This is a genomic window from Phaeobacter sp. PT47_59, assembly GCF_028890025.1.
In the GTDB taxonomy this organism is placed as follows: Bacteria; Pseudomonadota; Alphaproteobacteria; order Rhodobacterales; family Rhodobacteraceae; genus Phycobacter.
In genome coordinates this window covers 21,841-39,057 of sequence record NZ_JARCJL010000033.1, presented here as the reverse complement: position 1 = coordinate 39,057, position 17,217 = coordinate 21,841, and the positions used below count along the sequence as shown (strand labels likewise).

The following is a 17,217-nucleotide window of genomic DNA, read 5'->3' as shown; positions in this document are numbered from 1 at the left end:
ATGACGGCCGGTCTCAAGCAATGGGACAACCCGGCGGTGCGCTCGGCCACCGAGGCGAGCGACTTCGATTTCTCGACATTCCGCAAGACTCCGCAGTCGCTCTATATCGCGGTCTCCGAGGATCATATCGCGACGCTGGCGCCGCTTCTGCGCTTAATGTTCGCCGATCTCATCGCCTCGATTCGGCTCAACGAACCGGGTCCGGACGAACCTTGGCCAGTCATGATGATGATCGACGAGTTCCAGCAGATGGGGGCGATGCCCTATCTCGAACGGGCGATCCATTCGCTGGCAAGTTACGGCGGCCGCGTCGCAATGATCGCGCAGTCGCTGGCTTCGCTCGACCGGATCTACGGGCCCGAAGGCCGCGAAAGCCTCGAGAACGGGGCAGGGCTGAAGCTCTACATCACGCCGCGGGACCAGCGAACGGTGAAGGAAGTCTCAGCCGCGGTCGGCAGCACCACCCGCGAGGCGGTCACCCGGATGTATGGCCGCAACAAGGGCTTCCTCGGCGCGACCTCGACCTCGGCGCGGCTCGAAGAGCGGCCGCTGCTTTCCGAGACGGAAGCGCGCCTCATGGACCCCGACGAGGTCATCATCCTCGCCTCGCCGCAGCACCCGATCAAGGCGAGCCGGATCAAGTATTACGATGATCCGTTCTTTAAGGAGATGCTCGCCCGTCAGGAGGGCAAGCCCTTCCCCTATCCGCCGAGTGTGCAAGGCGTGGGGCCCTGGGGTGGTGACGGTGAGGTCGGCGCATACGAGCAGGCGAAACCAGCCGAACGCGCGCCTGTCCGGGATCGATCACAGCGCCGCGAAGCGCGGGCGATGAGCGTGTTGGCGATGGAGGCCAGGCGCGGGCAGACCGAGCCCGAGACGCTCGAGCGGGAAGCTGCGGTGCCGAAGGAATGGGAGGCGGCGCTCGACCGGCAGGAGGACTTTATCGAGGAACTGTTGGGTGGGTGAGGTTTCTTGTGTCCTGGCCCGACGCAATCGGGCACCCCTGATCTGTCCAAAAGAAAAAGGTGCACTTCGTATGGTTGTGGAGTAGGTCTAGCGTTGACATCATATCTCTCATCTATATCGTGTAGAGATTAAGCGATTGGCTGTTTGAGGACATCGCCAACGACCCACCAAAGCACATAGAAAAGAGCCTGACCGTCGTGGCGCAGTTAAAGTTTATTGACCTTTTTGCGGGCCTTGGCGGATTTCATCAGGCGTTGAGTGCGTCGGGCGCTGAGTGCGTCTTCGCCTCGGAGATCAACGCTGATCTGGCCTCATTGTATGAGAAGAACTACGGCACAAAGCCCCACGGCGATATCCGCAGCGTCGATATTCCTTCGATCCCAGATCATGATGTCCTGTGCGCAGGCTTTCCCTGCCAGCCGTTCTCCAAGGCTGGCGAGCAGAAAGGCCTGCAATGTCCCCAATGGGGCGACCTCATCGATTACGTGATCGACATTTTGCGTGTGAAGGAACCGCGCTTCTTCATCATCGAAAATGTGCCAAACCTTGTCCGCCATGACGGGGGCAGGACGTGGCAGAATATCTGCACCCGGCTGCGCGCGCTCGACTATGACGTCGATTTTGCGCGCTTGTCCCCGCATATGTTCGGGGTGCCGCAAAAGCGCGAACGCGCCTTCATCATAGGCGACCGCGAAGGGCTCGGCGGCTTTTCCTGGCCGGTGCCAGAAGACGCGGCGCAGCTTTCCATTTCGTCCGTCTTGGACGATAAACCCGAGGATGCTCTGCACCTAAGCCCAAACCATGTCCATTACCTGTCAATTTGGCAGGAATTCGTGGCGGCGTTCCCGAAAAATATGGAACTGCCGTCATTCCCGATTTGGGCGATGGAATTTGGCGCGGATTATCCCCTTGATGGCCTCACTCCGTATGAGCGCGGATATCGTCGGCTTGGCCGGTATAAGGGTGCATTCGGGCAGTCCTTGAAGGGGCTATCGCCCGAAGAGACTGAAGCTGCGCTTCCAGGTTATGCCCGCACCAAGCTTGAGCGCTTTCCGGCATGGAAGATCGATTTCATCGAAAAGAACCGCGCCTTCTACGCCGAGCACAGATCAATCATCGATCCTTGGATTGATCAGATAAAATCCTTCCCGCCCAGTTTTCAAAAGCTCGAATGGAACATTAAAGGTGGGGTGCGAGACATCTGGCAACATATAATTCAATTCCGGGCCAGCGGTATTCGGATCAAGAAGGCCGATACAGCTCCCGCGCTAATTTCCATGACAACGAGCCAAGTTCCCATCGTAAGCTGGGAGCGGCGGTATATGACGCCGCGCGAATGCAGCCGCCTGCAAAGCCTTGAGCTCACCCATTTGCCGAGCACCAAGAACGGTGCTTACAAAGCCTTTGGCAATGCCGTTAATGTTGAAGTTGTGAAGCGCATCTTCGCCGCCCTTGTCACCAGAGAAGATGCAGCGGAGTCCGCACAGCGGGCCGTTGCCGCAGAGTAACATGAGCCGCCTAAACACGGTCAATATCCGGCCCGGCGTAAACGTCCTTTCTGTGCTGCCGCACCTTAACTACAAGGCGTGGTACGCCTTGGCCGAGTTCGTTGACAATTCGATCCAGAGCAGTATCTCGCGCCGCAAGGACTTGGAAGCCATCTCGGGCGGTTCCTACGTTTTGCGGGTCGATATCACCTTCGATGCGGACGACGGCCGGATCGTGGTTCTCGACAACGCTGCCGGGATTGCCTCATCCGACTATCAGCGCGCCTTCCGACCTGCCGAAATCCCGCCCGATGCAACGGGCCTGTCCGAGTTCGGCATGGGCATGAAGAGTGCAGCATGCTGGTTCGCGCCGAAATGGAGTGTCCGCTCCAGTGCACTTGGCGAAAGAGACGAGCGCACCGTTTTCTTCGACATCGACCGCATCGTCCATGACAGCATCGAAGAGTTGAATGTCGTCACCTCGGTTGCGTCGGACGACAAGCACTACACAGAAATCCGGCTGGAAGACATTCGCCGTTTTCCTAAGGGCCGGACCATCGGCAAGATCAAAGAGCATCTGGCCAGCATCTATCGAATCTTCCTGCGCTCCGGCGCGCTGGAGCTCTTCGTTGACGGCGAGCGGCTGAGATATGACGAACCCAAGGTCTTGGTCACGCCATCTTACAAAGACCCTGATGGACCGCAGATCACTTGGAAGCGCGATATCGATATCGATCTCGGGCCAGGAAAATCAGCCACCGGCTTCGTTGCTATCCGGGAGAAGGCCGATACCCGACTTGCCGGTCTCGCGCTCTTCAGGCGCAACAGACTGGTCCTTGGCAGCGCTGATGAAACCTACCGGCCAGCCGACATCTTCAAGCGGCCAAACAGCTATGAATCACAGCGCATCTTCGGCGAAATCCACCTGAAGGGCTTCAGTGTCTCGCACACCAAGGACGGTGTTCAGTGGGGCGAGCATGAAGACGAGTTTCTTCGCAAGCTCTACAAAATCTTGAACGCCGAAGACCTGCCGATCATCAAGCAGACGCAAAAATACAGGGCCTTGGAGGACGCTCGCAACGCGCGCAAGGTCGCCCGCAGTGCCGCGCCCGCCGTGGCCAAGCAGTTCGATCACAGAGCCCTGGTTACATCGCAGCAGACGTTTCCGAGTGTTGTATCGCCGAGCCCCGAGCCTTCGCCGGACGAAAACCTTCCCGATGTTGGGGAGCAGCTTGACGCGGTTGCGGAAGGTGAGCGCGATGATTTTCAGTTTGAGTTCTTGTTCCGGGGGACGCCTTGGATCGTGAAGCTCGAATTGTCCTATGCCGACAGGGAAAGCGACTGGCTTTCCATCCAGAGCAGACCAGCCATCACAGACCCGGATCCGCGCGAAGTGCTAATCCGGGTGGCCATGCTCCATCCGTTCATGGCGCAGTTTCCCAATCTCGACTCGGAAGGCTTCGCTGCAGTGCTGAACATCGCTGCTACCATGGCGCTGTCAGAAGTCATCGCCACAGAGCTTGCCTCGCATCACCCCAAAGCAATCCGGCAATACACCAATGAAATCCTCAAGAACCTTGTGACGAGGACTGTCCCCGATGAGTGACGAAGGCATTATCCAAATTCATGATCGCCAGACTTCCGGCAAGTGGAACCCGGCGCAAGGTCCGGCTCTGACGCGCCTTCTTCAGTCAAACACATCACTTTCAGAGGTCGAGAAGACCCGGCTTGTCTCGGAAACCTTGTCGATCATGCGTCAATGCGCTGATCCAAAGAATCCCGGCGATCACAATACCGGTCTCATCATCGGCTATGTCCAAAGCGGCAAGACGCTTTCTTTCACAAGCTTGTCCGCGCTCGCGCACGACAACGACTATCAGATCGTCCTTCTTCTGGCCGGCACGACCAACAACTTGGTCGAGCAATCCTTCGAGCGTCTGAAGAAGGACTTGGAGGTCGAAAAGAACCGAAACTGGAAGCTGTTCTCGACCAGAGACAAAGGCTTCCAGGGGGCCGAGGTTGAGCGGGTCAAAAGCGAGCTTGCGAAATGGCGCAAGGGGAGCACGCGCTCGCGCACAGTGCTGATCGTCTCCATGAAGGAGCATCGCCATCTCGATCATCTGGCCACACTGCTCACCGGGGTCGATCTGACGAACGTGCCGACGCTCATCATTGATGACGAAGGCGACCAGGCGGGGATGAATACCAAGGCCCTGCAACAGGAAGAGAGCACGACCTACGCGCGCATCACGGCGCTGCGCCGTCTTTTCCCGCATCACAGCTATCTTCTCTACACTGCCACGCCGCAAGCGCCGCTTCTGATCAGCCGCATCGACACGCTCTCGCCTGACTTCGGTGCGGTGCTGACACCCGGAGACGCCTATGTCGGCGGCAAAGAGTTCTTTGTGGACGGGCCGGACAAGTACATCGAGCTCATCCCGCAAACCGATGTGCCGGACCGGGACGATCCGCCAGCGAGCCCGCCTGCCAGCATGCTAGAGGCCCTGAAAGACTTCTTCGTTGGCGTAGCCATCGGCCTGCGCGAAGAAGATGACCAGGGCGGCGGCAATCGCTCCATGATGATCCACCCGGCCATCCCGAAGGCCGATCATCTGATGTTTGCGAGATGGGCGCGGAACACGCGCGATGAATGGGCGGCCATCTTGGACGACCCGGATCATCACGGCCATGACGACTTGCTGGCAGGTTTTCGAACTGCCTTCGAACGGTTGAGCGAGACCTATGCCGTCAATTATGGCTTTGATCAGATCGAGCCGCTGCTATTCGACGCCGTGTCGGAAACCGCCATCGCCGAGCTCAACACACGCGAGAAGACCAAGATACCCTCCATTGATTGGAAGGGTGATTATAGTTGGATACTTGTCGGCGGGATCGGCCTGGACCGTGGCTTCACCGTTGAAGGCCTGACAGTCTCCTACATGCCGAGGTCCATCGGGATCGGCAACGCCGACAACATCCAGCAGCGCGCTCGCTTCTTCGGCTACAAGAAGCGCTATCTTGGCCTCTGCCGCATCTATCTGACGACAGAGAACATCGAAGCGTTCCAAGACTACGTTTCCCACGAGGAATCGGTCCGTTCATCGATCTCCAAGCACATCAAAGATGGGGGCGGCCTGAAGGACTGGCGGCGCACCTGGTTCCTCAGCCAGAGGCTTCAGCCGACACGACGCTCTGTCATCTTGCTCGACATGTACCAGTCGCGGGGGCGTGAAGGGTGGATTTACCCCGACTACCCCTATGAGGATACCGGCTTCGTTGCCGATAACCGGGAAGCGGTGAACCAGCTACTCGGCGCGTTCGACTTCTGGGAATACAAGCAGGACGGCTGGAACCAGCAGCAGACCATTCCGGCGTTCAGCGACGACATTCCGCTCAGCGAGATAATCCCCTACATCGGGCAAATCCGCTACAAGAACCCCGGCGATAGCTTGCAGCACTCGGCCATCATGGTCGGCCTCGAAAAGCTGGCTAGCGAAGACCCTGAGATGCGGTGCAGCGTCTTTGCCTTCTCCGGCCCATGGTCGGGCGTGGAAGCGCGCCGCAGTCTCGATACCAAAGACCCGCCTAAGATCAGAAACCTCTTTCAGGGTAGCAACGCGCGCACCAATTATCCCGGCGCGCGCCAAATCCGGGCTGACGACACGATCACGTTCCAGATTCATCGCTACCACCTAGAAAATGCGGCCAAGAACCGCGTGCTTCTGGAAGACTTGCCCGTGCTTGCTGTGCACATCCCCGAGCGTTTGGCGGAGCGTGTTTGGGTGGAACGAGAGGACGATGCTGTTTGAGGCGTATCAGGAACTTGCCCGCCGTTTCCCGGATGCCTGCCAGCATCTCTTCGGGAGCAAGATCGATGGTGCCCACGGCCTCTGGCTTTCCTTGGATGCGCAAGGGCAGCCTTATTTGCTCTTCGAGATGGCCGAGGATGATGGCCAGCCTGATCTGAAGCTGAAGGCCGTCGAGGTTCGCTTTGCGTGCCCCTGCGATATCCAGCTTCAGGATGGAAGCGCTCTGTCCGGCACCTACACGTTAGTTTCCCTTGCGAATGACGATCCCGACATCATCCGTGTCTTCCTTCGCCTCTTAGAAGAGGCGTTTCTGGCACCCGGGGCGGATCACTCCGCAGCGGCCGTCCGCGACCAAATCCTCGCGATTGCCGATTTGTTCACGCGGTTGAACGACGAACTAAACGACGTCGTTGGGCTTTGGGGTGAGCTGCACATCATCCGCACAGCTCAAGATTTGAACGCAGCAGTTAGGGCGTGGTCGTCGTCTGCACATGCCCGGTACGACTTTGTGACGGAGCATTTTGCACTAGAGGTGAAGACGACTCTGAAGTCTTCCCGGCGGCATCGGTTTTCGCTTGAACAGCTTCGCCCTAATGCCGACATCCGGGTCTATATTGCATCCATCTTGCTGATTGAACTGCCTGGCGGTGAAATGGCATGCGAGTTGATTGATGAGATTTACGCTGCATTAGACGATCCTGTTGTCCGTGCTCAATTCTTTCGCCAGTGCCTCCGAAAAGGCGGAGCGGACATTTATGGATCGGATACGCGCTTTGCGACCTATCCTGATGGTGAATCTGTAGCAATGTTCCAAGCTGGAGATTTGCCAGTACCTGTTGTCGCCTTCGGGGATCCCATAGCTGAAGTGCGCTTTAGTTTGGACCTTACTGGAATGAGTGCTTCGCTGGACGGCTCGGTGTCATTATTTGGCTGAACTTCTCCAAGATTGTTTTCCAGGCAGATAGAACTCCGTGATCCCCCGCTTCCCCTCGGCCCGCCCCAGCTGCACGATCACATCGATGGATTTCCGGATGTATTCCCGCACCTCGGCGAAGGTCAGCGGCGTGCCAGCCTGCAGCACCATGATCGCCAAACGGTCGATGGCGAGTTCCGCGGTTTCGGCGTGGATGGTTGAGACCGATCCGCCATGCCCGGTGTTGATCGCTTCGAGATAGGTCAGAGCCTCGGCGCCGCGCAGCTCGCCGACGATGATCCGGTCGGGGCGCATGCGGAGGGAGGCTTGGAGGAGGGCGTTGGCGCTGCGTTGTGAGCCGGCACCGCGGTCGGCCAAGAGTGCGACGGTGTTGGGTTGGCCTGGGAACAGCTCAAAAGCGTCCTCGATGGTGATGAGCCGCTCCTGCTCACTGACATGGGTCAGAAGGTGGCGGGCGAAGGTGGTCTTACCGGTTGAGGTGCCGCCACTGATCAGGACGTTGAGCCGCGCCTCGACCAGGGTCTGTAGGGCGCCTTCGAGGTTATCTTCGGCGAGACTGGCAATGTTCTTCATCTTCTCGGCGCGGAGCGCGTCGAGCGAGACAGCCTTGCCGAAGAGATAGGCAGGGGCGTAATCCCGGACGCTGCCCGAGGCGAAGAGACGGATCGTGATCGAGGCGCCGCGATCGATGGCGGGCGGCACGGCGACCTGGACCCGGAGGGGTCGGCCCGCATATTCCACCTTGCCGGAGACGAGCGGGTTCTTTTCAGAGACGCGGGCCTTGGCGTCGCCGACGATGGTCTGGGCCATGTTGAGGGCTGTGGTCCGGTCCACGGTCTGGCCGTCGTGGCGCATGGTGGCGTCGCCCGCGACCTCGAGCCAGACCTTGCCATCCGGGTTGATCGCGATCTCGACCACGTCGTCACGCCTTAGGAGGTCGCGGAACGGGTCGAGATAGCGCTCGAGGTATGAGGCTGGTGATGCCTGATCCATCAGTAAATCACCACATCCCGGTCCACGAGCACGGTGACCGACGCGCCTTGATCGACATAGATCGTCGGCGCGATCGACACCTGGTCGGCGATGACCGATCCGACCGCGTCCTGAAGATCGCTGCCAACATCGCCCAGGACGATGCTGGTGGTTTCATTGTTGGCGCTTTCCGCCGCCACCGCAGGCGCGGCTCCGATCACGGAAATCAGTGCAGCTCCGCCGAAGCGCTCGGCAAACTTGGTGTCAACGAGACCGGTTAGGCCCGAGCGGCCAAGCTGATCGCCGCCCACGGCGGCGATCTCCATCGAGGTACCGTCCGGGGTCAGGACGCGGGTCCAGAGGATCAGGATGCGCTTCTGGTTCATCTCGATCCCGGAGCGGTATTGGCCAAAAAGGCGGGAGCCCCGGGGGATCAGGATCCGGTCCCCGGAGAAGGCCGGGACCGGCTCGGAGACCACCGCCACGACAGACCCGGGCAGATCGCTGTTGATGGCGGTCTGGAGCGCCGCCTGGATGACAGACCCTTGGGTCAACGTGCGTTCGGGATGGGTGAGGCGGGCGGCCTCCTGCACCTCGAGCGGCCGCGCACTCTGCAGGAACTGCTCGTTTCCTGACAGGACCGGGCCCCCGGTTCCAGCGGCAGCAGGATCGGCGACCGCCGCGCCACTTTGGCCACCCCGTGGACCGTCGGCAAAGACTACGGCGGGGGATTTGATCTGCGCGGTCAGAAGCTCCTCGGCGACCCGTTCAGCCTCGCGCTGGCGCTGCTCCTCTTCCTGACGCCGGCGTTCTTCGAGAAGCCGCTGATCGGCAATCAGCCCTTCGCGGTCAAGCTCGGCCTCGAGCCCCTCGCGCTGCGCCCGTTCGGCATCGAGCATGGCCTGCAGCCCTTCGATGCGGGTCTCGGTCTGGCGTTGGAGGTTAGCGAGTTCGGTTTCCTTGGCGGCGAGCGTCGCTTCAAGCGCCGCCTTCTGTTCATCGAAGGCTTCGCGCAGGTCGGCAACGGCGGACTGGATTTCCGAGTTGCGGGCGGCCTGGCTGGCGGCGAGGGCCTCGCGGAGCTTGGCGATCTCGGCCAACACCTCGGCGCTCGGTTCGGGGGCAGGGGCGGCGGGCACATCAAGCGCTTCTTCGACGGCGATCAGCGCGTCATTGACCCGTTGTTCGGTCTCATCGGGTGGAAACTCCAGCCGCCCACCGGTGCCGGGGCGGCGGTCCTGGAAGGTCTCGACATCGGAGGTCTCGAGTGCGCTATCGCCTTCCTGCAAGCCGGTGGCCAGGAAATACGCGACCCCGGCGCCGCCAAGGGCGAGGGCGGCGGCGAGCGCGCCAACCCCGAGGCTGTTGCCGCGGCGCTTGGACTTGCCGCGCTGGCTGAATTGATCGAGGCGGTCCTGAAGGTCGGGAGGGGATTGATCGGCCATGGTCAATTGCTCACGTAGATGGCGCTTTCGTCGCGCCAGGCGCAGATCGCTTCGTCCCCGATGCGCAGCGTCCAGTAGGTATTCACCCCGAGCACGCGGACTGTGTTGCCGGCTTGCGTCCAGTTCACCGTGCGCTCACGGCCCTGGTCATCGGCCTTGAAGAGGGCGGGCTGGCGACCGTTCTCCGGGAAGACGAAATACGTGTAGCGCCCGTCGTCATAGATATGGCTGGGGCGGAAATCGCCGATCCCCGAGACGCGGTAGTTGTAATTGCGCGGGGCTTCAAAGCCCTTGGGCTGGGTCGCACCCGTCGCGCGGCGTTCCTCGTCGGGGTAGCGGAAGCGGACTTCGAAGAACATGCCGGTGCGGTTCGGGATCGAGCCTTCGCGCAGGTGGAAGGAATAGGTGCGGCGGTTGGTGATCACCGTCATATTGGTCGAGGCATTGGCCACATGCGGCTTGATGGTCAGTACATTGCCAAGCTCCGGGATCGGGTCGACCTGGAAACTTTCGGTGTCGCCGACGATCACAGCTTCAAACCGCTCGCCCGCCCCAAAATGAATCGTGGTCGAATGCCGCAAGTCAGTTTCGATCCGGTAGATCTGGTTTTCATTGTAGACGGCGGTGCGGATGCGGATGTCGAGCGGACCGCCTTGCGGCGTGGCTTCGGCGGATGCGGCAACGGGCATGGCAAGCGCCAGGAGGAGCGCAGGTAGAGATCTCATTTGGGTCAGTTCTCCAGGGTTTCGGCGTCGACGCGGTAGGAGGTCACCACGAAGCCCAAGGGGTTGGCCCAGACGTCCTGAAGGCGCTGGCGGGTTTCAGGTTGGAAATCGTAGCCGACGGTGGCGACGTAAGACCGGGTGACGGTGCGGGTGTCGCGGGGGCGACGCAGCGTGCGTGTGAAACGGACCTGGGCCACACCGCGCTCGATCTGGTTCACCGACTTGATCACCACCTCGATCTTGGCGTCACGCCCATAGACGGTGATCGGGTAATCCTCATTGGTGGAAGACCAGAGATCGCGCAGCGTGCGAGCGGCGTCGCCATCCGAACGGTCGAGCACCGAGTTGATGCGCTGCTCGCCGTCGGTCAGGTCATAGGTCTCGCGGTCATCCACATAGGCCACGAGATTGGCCTGGATGATGGCGTCGCTTTCCGAGAGCGTCAGGGCCTGTACGGCGGCTACCCGGTCCATTTCGCCGGTTTCCTTGTCCACGACGACCACGAAGGTCTCTGTCGTTTTGAGCGGAAAGAGGCTCGCGCCCGCAACCATGCCGACGACGCCGACCAGTACGCCGGCCGCCGCGACAAACCAGGCAAATCGTTCGCGCCGCCGTGGCCCGTAGATGAAATCCGCCTCGAAAGCATCGCGATCGGGCGCGGGGGAACTGGTCACAAGCTTCTTCAAGTCAATCGTCTTTCACATCAGGGTTTGCGGAAGGCCTTGGCGGCGGAGAGGAGCGCGCCGGGGCTTTGGCGGATCATCTCGCCGGTTTTGACCACGCCCGCATTGGCCATCTGGTTCAGCTCGTGCGGAGACTTGCCGGTGACGAGGCGCGCGGTTGCGCCGGTGCCATACTGGCGCGTGTTCACGAAGCCCTGACGTGCGAGGCCCGTGAGACCCACGGCATTCGAGGCAATGCCCACCACGCCGGTAAGGTTGGAGGCGATGTAGGGCACCGAGGCCATGATCCCGGCGCTGAGGATGAGGATGACGAGGAAGGGCAGGATGAGGCTGACGGTCTCGACATCGCCCGGATCGGCGGAGGCGTCCCCGATGGCCTCGGCGATGGCGACGATGATGCCCGCGGCGCCTGCGGCGGCGACGGGCATGAGCGCATATCCGATGGTGGCGCGGGTCCAGGCCTCAAAAAGCGATTGGGTCGGCTTGAAGAGCGAGGTCACGATCATGAAGGGGGCGATCACGATCATGAGCGCGAAGACGATGCGGGCGAAGGCGATGATCCCGGCGGTGACGGCTGCGAAAACGGCGGAAAGGACGAAGAAGATGGCACCCAGAACCGCGCCGAAGACCCAGCCCGCGCGATCGCCGATCGTGTCGCCATAGGCGGTGATGCGGGCGACCATGTTGTCGAGGCTCTCATAGACCCCGGCCTCGTCGCCCGAGCCGGTGAGCGCGAGGATCGAGGCACCGACGGAGTCGGGCACGCGCGTGACGACGTCATAGATGACGCTGAAATTATCCCAGCTCTGCGCGAATATCCCCACCAGTGCCACCTTCATCCCGAAGGCAAAGCCGGTGCCGAAGGGCAGGGGGCGGAGTTGCATCACGGCGTTGATGCCGAGGAGGACAACAAGGAGCGCGGCCCCGGCAGAAATCACGTCACCGACAGCACCTGCCGAGGAGACAAAGCCGTCCTGTGCCACGGTGTTCACGGCGGCGTCGACCTGGCCAAGGATGTCGCGAATGACCCCCATTTACTCCGCACAGGCCTCCACAACTTGCGCCTCGAGCGCGTCCGCCTTGGCGTAGAGCTCGAGCACGTTGAAGGGCAGACGCGGGTTGTCCGAGGTCTGGAACCGGGGCAGGGCGGTGAGCGCCTGATCCCAGGTGAACTGGTCCAGCAGGCAGGTGCAGGTTTCCGAGGCGAGGGCTTCTTCGGCGATCAGGATGCGCAGGATCGCGCGGTAGCCATTGCGGAGATAGGCGGTCTCGGCCAGATCGGCGGGCGGTTTCGGGACACGGCATGCATCCTCTTCTTCCCGTGGGACCTCCATCGAGGTGAAGGGCCGATCCTGACCTGATGCCGCGTCAGGCAAGACAAGGAGGCCGAGCGGCAGGGCAAGCGAAAGGCTTAGAAGTCCGGCTTCCAACAGGGTGAAGCGGCTCGGGGTAAGCTTGGAGGTCCTCATGGATCCACCGCCATCGAGCGGAACTTGCGCTCGTCCGCGAGGGTCGCGGCATCGACGACACCAAGCTGGCCGGCGCTGACGCCTTGCGCCGCTTCCAGCCGCCAGATCTGGGTCAGGATGATGCCAAGCTCTGCGGTGACGCGGGTGTTGAGATCGACGGCGGCTTTCAGCCCGTCCTGATCGTCGATGAGCCCGACCATGGTCTCGAGCCGCTCGAGGCTTTGACCGGCCTCTTCATGGCTTTCCTGCGCGGCGACGGACAGCATGGCACTGGCCCCGGCGGAGGTGGCGATGCGGTTGTCGGCGGGCTGATCCGATCCCGAGAGCGTGCTCAGGCGCTCCGAGGTGAAGCCGCTGCCAGACAGGACTCGTTCGACCGAGGCCGAGAGTTCCGCGCCGGGATTGAAGCCGCTCAGGAAATCCCCGCTGGCCAAAGACTGCGCGGTGTTGAGCGGAGCTACCAGCTTGCCACGCAGCGCGCGGAACTCTTCGACCGTGGCGAAGAGTTCTCCGAGCCCGCTGCCCTCTATCAGTGAGGTCAGTTGCGCCTCGAGGTTCGTCAGTTGCGACAGCTGGGTTTCCAGTTCCAGCCGCATGGTCGCGAGCTGCTGCATCTGGACATTCAGGTCCTCGGCCATGTGCTCGAGCTGTGCCACGAGCTGGCCAAGCTGCGAGCCATCGAAGGTTGGTACGCCCTGGGCCGTTGCGGGTGAGGCAAACCCGAGTGTGGTGACCGCGGCCACGGTCAGGAGAAGATGTCTCATTCTGGAACTCCCATCTGCATGAAGTCGCGCTCGGCCAGTCGGTCGGCCACGAGGTGCTGGGCGTAGGCCGCCTCGCGCTGCTGGTTTGCCGCCATCAGCCGGACGCGGAGATTGAGGATGCGGCCGATCTCGGCCTTGGCGTAGGTGTTGAGCTCCCAGGCCGCCTTGGCATTGGGTTGCGCATCGATCTGCAGGATGATCGCGCGCAAGCGGTTGATGACCTGCTCGGTGGTCGCCGAACTGTCGGCGGCATAATAGACGCCGGCCTCGGAGATGCTGGCATATTCGGCCAGCGCAAAGTCCGAGGGAGAGAGTGTGCCGAGCGCGTCGGCGCCGCCCACCACGGCGAGGTATTCGTTGTAGAATTTCGAGATGTTGCGCACGTAGCCTTGAGTTTCGGCAAAGGGCGGCACGCCGCCATATTCGATCACGCGACCCGGCCCTGCGTTATAGGCCGCAAGTGCATGGGGGATGTTGCCGAAGCGGTTGAGCTGGGTCGTGATATAGCGCGCGCCGCCGCGGAGGTTGTCTTTCACGTCATAGCGGTCGACTCCAAGATCGGAGGCGGTGCCGGGCATGAGTTGGGTCAGCCCATAGGCGCCGACCGGGCTTTGTGCCGCGACGTTGAAGCGGCTCTCCTGCTTGATCAGGGCCTGGAAGAGGCAGCGCCACTGGGTGGCCGAGAGACCGGCGCGGGCCACACCGGGGGCGCCTGCGAACTCGCCCGCGACCTCGACGATCATCATCTCGACGGTCTCGCGACCCTCGCCGAAGAGGCGGCTGTTCATCGGGCTTGGATCGGTATTGGGATAGACCGCCGCCACCCCGAAATCCGCATTGCCTTCGAGCGCGCGGATATCGAAGCCGGGACCAGTGATCGCCGCAGTCATCTCCTCGAGGACGCGCAACTGGTCGGCCTGGACATCGGCGAGCGTCGTCTCCGTGCGATCCTTGTCCTGCTGGACACCCAGATCCTCGGCCAGTGCCGTCACCCGTGCGATGGCGCGCCCGATCGCGGAATTGTCCTGCGTCGGCACGCCCTGGGCGAGCGCGGGCAGGGCACCGAGGACGAGGCAGAGTCCGGTGGATATGATCGCGGCGCGGCTCATTCCGGACGGGGCAGGGGTTCGAAGGTACAGTCGGGCTTGGCTGTCTCCTGAACCGGTGCGCCCATGGTCGAGAAGGAAAGTGCGGACCGGGTCACCTGCGGCTCGCCCTTGCGTCCGAAGCATGGCGAGGTTTTCTCAGTGTATTTTTCGCAAGCCGACAGAAGGCTTGCGGCGGCGCAAAGCGCGAGAAGGGGTTGCGAACTCATATCACATGTCTCCAGAAATCGGGATTGGCGCGCCAATCGGCAGGCACGCGGGCTTCGCCGGTGGCGCCGCCGCCAAGGATGGGCAGCAACTCTCCGAGCGCAGAGAGATCGGCATCGACGAAGACGCTGTCGCCCGCCGAGCGAACGAGCGCGATGCGCTGGCCGATGGTGGGCTGCACGAGAAGGGCCGCCTCCTTGGCGTTGACGCGGAGGAAGTCGTAGTCGGAGACAGTGGCACGATCGTTCGGGAAGAGGATCTGGGTCGGGACTGTTTCGACGATGGTCTTGCCAACGCGGCTGTCGCGCAGCTGGCTTGGATATTGCGTCATCATGATCACGACGCAGTTCATCTTCCGAAGCGTGACCAGCCAGTTTTCCAGCCGCGCCCCGAAATACGGGTCGTCCAAGAGCTTCCAGGCTTCGTCGAGCACGATGATGGTGGGACGGCGATCCTCGACCACACGTTCGATCTGGCGGAAGATGTAGGAGAGCACCGCCATTCGCTCGGTGGTCATGTCGAGGATCTCGGTCATATCAAACCCGACGATGTCGCCCGTGAGCTTGAGGCCCGCACCGCGCTCGGGTTCGTCAAACACCCAGCCATAGCGCCCACCCGGCGCCCATTCGGCGACGCGAGATTGCAGCTCGCCATCGTCATCGAGCGACTGGAACAGGGTCTCGAAACTGGCGAAGCGCTGCAGGCCTGCCCCCGCATCGGCGTTCTGGCCGACCGCGCTTTGGATGTGGCGGGATTGCTCGCCCGAGAGCGTGCCATTCCGTGTGAGCAGGGTCGCGAGCCAGTCCGAGAGCCAGGCGCGGCCGCGCTCGTCGGTCTCGGTGGCAAGCGGGTTGAGGCCCGTGGGTACGCCAGCCCGGATTTCGTTATAGCGCCCGCCAAGGGCGCGGACCGCCATTTCGAGGCCGCGGTCCTTGTCGAAGAAGAAAAGCCGCGCGCCGACCCGTTGCGCTTGGGCTGCGAGGAAAGCGGTGGTCAGTGTCTTGCCGGTGCCGGTGCGCCCCAGAACGAGCGTATGGCCGACCGTGGGTTCCTTGCTTGGGGCTCCCGCCTCGTGGAAGTTGAAGCGATAGCCAGAAGTGCCGACCGTGGGCAGGACCGTGATGGTTTGACCCCATGGCGACTGGTCCGGGCTGCGCCCCTCGACGCTGCCATGCAGGGCCGCGAAGTCAGCGAAATTAATCGAGGAGATTGGTGTCTTGCGGGCGCGGTAGCCGAAGTTGCCGGGCGACTGCGCGAAATACGTCGCCTTCAGCGCCATGTTTTCGCGGACGATCACCGACATGATTTCCTGGCCCACGCGTTTGATCTGGGCGGCGGCCCGTTCGAGCGTGTCGCGGTCGGGCGCATAGACCGCGATGGAGAGGTGGTGGTCGCCAAAGGCGATGCGTCCTGCCTCCTGATCATCGGCGGCTTGTCCCAGCTGTTCGCGCAGGGACACGGCGGCATCGTCTGAGGCGTGCATCTGACGAATGATCCGCTGGATGCGTTCGGCCATGATGTTGTTCGGGATCGGGCTGAAGGAGTTCGTGAGCACGATGTCGAGGGGCAGGTCGAGCGCGTCGAGCAGCGTGACGTCGGTCAGTGCGGGATAGGTCTTCATTGAGAAGAGCGCGCCGTATTTGACCCGCCCAGTCACTGCATCGGTCAGGGTGGCCACGTCGCCATCAAAGGTCGCGCGGCAATTGCTCAGGGTGTGCGAGAGGGGCAAGGCACTTTGCCCGAAGGCGATGGGGGAGAAGCTGCCGGCGTTCAGCGTATTGAGATAGCCCAGCCATTCGCCGCCAGCTTTCGTGAGTCTGACCGGATTGGCCGACGCAAGCGCCACCTCGAAGAAGCCCATGACCTCGTTCAACTCCTGCATCCGTGTCGCGCGGTCCTTGACCCAGGCCTTGCGGGCCAGTGCCCGAAGGAGCGGAATGCGCGCCGAGATGTCGGGCCGCCGGATGACGCTGAGATAAAGCTGGCGCTTGGCGGGGCGCAGGTTTTTCACATGGGACTGCCACCGCGCATCGATCGCGGCGGCGAAGCTGTCGCCCTCGATGGGGCGCATCCCGAGATTTTGCGGCACGGAGATCCGGTGTATGTAGAAACCGAAGGCATTGCCGGTCTGGGCGACGATGGCGGCAACCGCGCGCTTGAGCGCGTCGAGCCGGGCGTCCTCAGTGGTCATCGGATTGAGACCATCGAGGCGCATGGTTGCGAGGAGATCGCCTTCTCGCAGCACCATGACATCGTCATCCGTGAGCGCGAAATACGGCAGGTGCTCGGCCAGATAGCTCTCCCGCGCGAACTCGCCGCCGCCGGCGTGATGCAAGGCGGTCCCGAAGGAAGAAAGGGTGCCCGCATCACGCGCCAAAGCTGTCGCCTCCATGCAGGGCCCGGTTCTTCGTCGCGCGCACAGAGCCGTAGGAGACGCGCAGGACCTCGAAGAAATGCGGCTCGCGGTCGGCGACGAACCAGAGGATCGGATAGGCGACAATCCCGATCAGGAAGAACACCATCGACTTCGTCCAGATGAACGGCAGAACGACCCCGGTCGCCAGAACCACGAGGTATCCGACAGGGAGACCCAGATACTTGGGCGGACGGGCGAGGCCCAGAAAGAGGGGAGATCGTTCTGCCATTGGGT

Annotated in this window: 16 protein-coding genes; 5 read left to right on the top strand and 11 right to left on the bottom strand. The window is 62.0% G+C overall.

Features of this window, described 5'->3' with window-relative positions; genetic code table 11:
- From PXK01_RS19890 to PXK01_RS19870, 5 genes are all read left to right on the top strand, one after another.
- Positions 1 to 966 (top strand): type IV secretory system conjugative DNA transfer family protein (locus tag PXK01_RS19890; protein ID WP_274861474.1); only part of this gene is annotated, 966 nt, incomplete at its 5' end.
- A gap of 197 nt (positions 967 to 1,163) precedes the next feature.
- Positions 1,164 to 2,474 carry a DNA (cytosine-5-)-methyltransferase gene (gene dcm / locus PXK01_RS19885; RefSeq protein WP_274861472.1) on the top strand — a complete coding sequence of 437 codons (1,311 nt, stop codon included), beginning with the start codon at positions 1,164 to 1,166 and terminating at the stop codon, positions 2,472 to 2,474.
- A 1-nt stretch (position 2,475) separates the two neighbouring features.
- The gene (locus PXK01_RS19880; protein WP_274861470.1) at positions 2,476 to 4,059 is read left to right on the top strand and encodes an ATP-binding protein; all 1,584 of its coding nucleotides are present in this window, start codon (positions 2,476 to 2,478) and stop codon (positions 4,057 to 4,059) included.
- Entirely contained in the window at positions 4,052 to 6,262 is a 2,211-nt protein-coding gene (locus tag PXK01_RS19875; RefSeq protein ID WP_274861469.1) for a Z1 domain-containing protein, read from the top strand. The genes PXK01_RS19880 and PXK01_RS19875 overlap by 8 nt, the downstream gene beginning before the upstream one ends.
- The gene (locus tag PXK01_RS19870; RefSeq protein ID WP_274861468.1) at positions 6,252 to 7,196 is read left to right on the top strand and encodes a PD-(D/E)XK motif protein; all 945 of its coding nucleotides are present in this window, start codon (positions 6,252 to 6,254) and stop codon (positions 7,194 to 7,196) included. The genes PXK01_RS19875 and PXK01_RS19870 overlap by 11 nt, the downstream gene beginning before the upstream one ends.
- On the opposite strand, the gene PXK01_RS19865 is transcribed toward PXK01_RS19870, so the two are convergent.
- The 11 genes from PXK01_RS19865 to PXK01_RS19815 are packed head-to-tail and all read right to left on the bottom strand — an operon-like array spanning position 7,185 to position 17,212.
- Entirely contained in the window at positions 7,185 to 8,189 is a 1,005-nt protein-coding gene (locus PXK01_RS19865) for an ATPase, T2SS/T4P/T4SS family (RefSeq protein ID WP_274861467.1), read from the bottom strand. The two genes, PXK01_RS19870 and PXK01_RS19865, sit on opposite strands and share 12 nt — an antisense overlap.
- Positions 8,189 to 9,613: a TrbI/VirB10 family protein gene (locus tag PXK01_RS19860; RefSeq protein ID WP_274861465.1), complete on the bottom strand. Its 1,425-nt coding sequence runs from the start codon at positions 9,611 to 9,613 to the stop codon at positions 8,189 to 8,191. Before PXK01_RS19860 ends, PXK01_RS19865 begins: the two co-directional genes overlap by 1 nt.
- A gap of 2 nt (positions 9,614 to 9,615) precedes the next feature.
- Positions 9,616 to 10,338: a TrbG/VirB9 family P-type conjugative transfer protein gene (locus tag PXK01_RS19855; protein ID WP_274861464.1), complete on the bottom strand. Its 723-nt coding sequence runs from the start codon at positions 10,336 to 10,338 to the stop codon at positions 9,616 to 9,618.
- Between the two features lie 5 nt (positions 10,339 to 10,343).
- Positions 10,344 to 11,024, bottom strand: coding sequence for a virB8 family protein (locus PXK01_RS19850; RefSeq protein ID WP_274861462.1), 681 nt, complete (start codon positions 11,022 to 11,024; stop codon positions 10,344 to 10,346).
- 17 nt (positions 11,025 to 11,041) lie between these two features.
- On the bottom strand, positions 11,042 to 12,055 hold the full coding sequence (locus PXK01_RS19845; protein WP_274861461.1) for a type IV secretion system protein: 1,014 nt from the start codon (positions 12,053 to 12,055) through the stop codon (positions 11,042 to 11,044).
- Entirely contained in the window at positions 12,056 to 12,490 is a 435-nt protein-coding gene (locus PXK01_RS19840; RefSeq protein WP_274861460.1) for a hypothetical protein, read from the bottom strand.
- Positions 12,487 to 13,254, bottom strand: coding sequence for a type IV secretion system protein (locus tag PXK01_RS19835; RefSeq protein WP_274861459.1), 768 nt, complete (start codon positions 13,252 to 13,254; stop codon positions 12,487 to 12,489). The genes PXK01_RS19840 and PXK01_RS19835 overlap by 4 nt, the downstream gene beginning before the upstream one ends.
- On the bottom strand, positions 13,251 to 14,363 hold the full coding sequence (locus PXK01_RS19830) for a transglycosylase SLT domain-containing protein (protein ID WP_274861458.1): 1,113 nt from the start codon (positions 14,361 to 14,363) through the stop codon (positions 13,251 to 13,253). Before PXK01_RS19830 ends, PXK01_RS19835 begins: the two co-directional genes overlap by 4 nt.
- Positions 14,360 to 14,569: a hypothetical protein gene (locus PXK01_RS19825; protein WP_008335582.1), complete on the bottom strand. Its 210-nt coding sequence runs from the start codon at positions 14,567 to 14,569 to the stop codon at positions 14,360 to 14,362. The genes PXK01_RS19830 and PXK01_RS19825 overlap by 4 nt, the downstream gene beginning before the upstream one ends.
- Positions 14,566 to 16,959 (bottom strand): VirB4 family type IV secretion/conjugal transfer ATPase, encoded by a 2,394-nt coding sequence (locus PXK01_RS19820; RefSeq protein WP_027246176.1) that lies wholly within the window; start codon positions 16,957 to 16,959, stop codon positions 14,566 to 14,568. Before PXK01_RS19820 ends, PXK01_RS19825 begins: the two co-directional genes overlap by 4 nt.
- Positions 16,934 to 17,212, bottom strand: a complete 279-nt coding sequence (locus tag PXK01_RS19815) for a type IV secretion system protein VirB3 (protein ID WP_008335580.1) — start codon at positions 17,210 to 17,212, stop codon at positions 16,934 to 16,936. Before PXK01_RS19815 ends, PXK01_RS19820 begins: the two co-directional genes overlap by 26 nt.
- Positions 17,213 to 17,217: the final 5 nt, after the last annotated feature.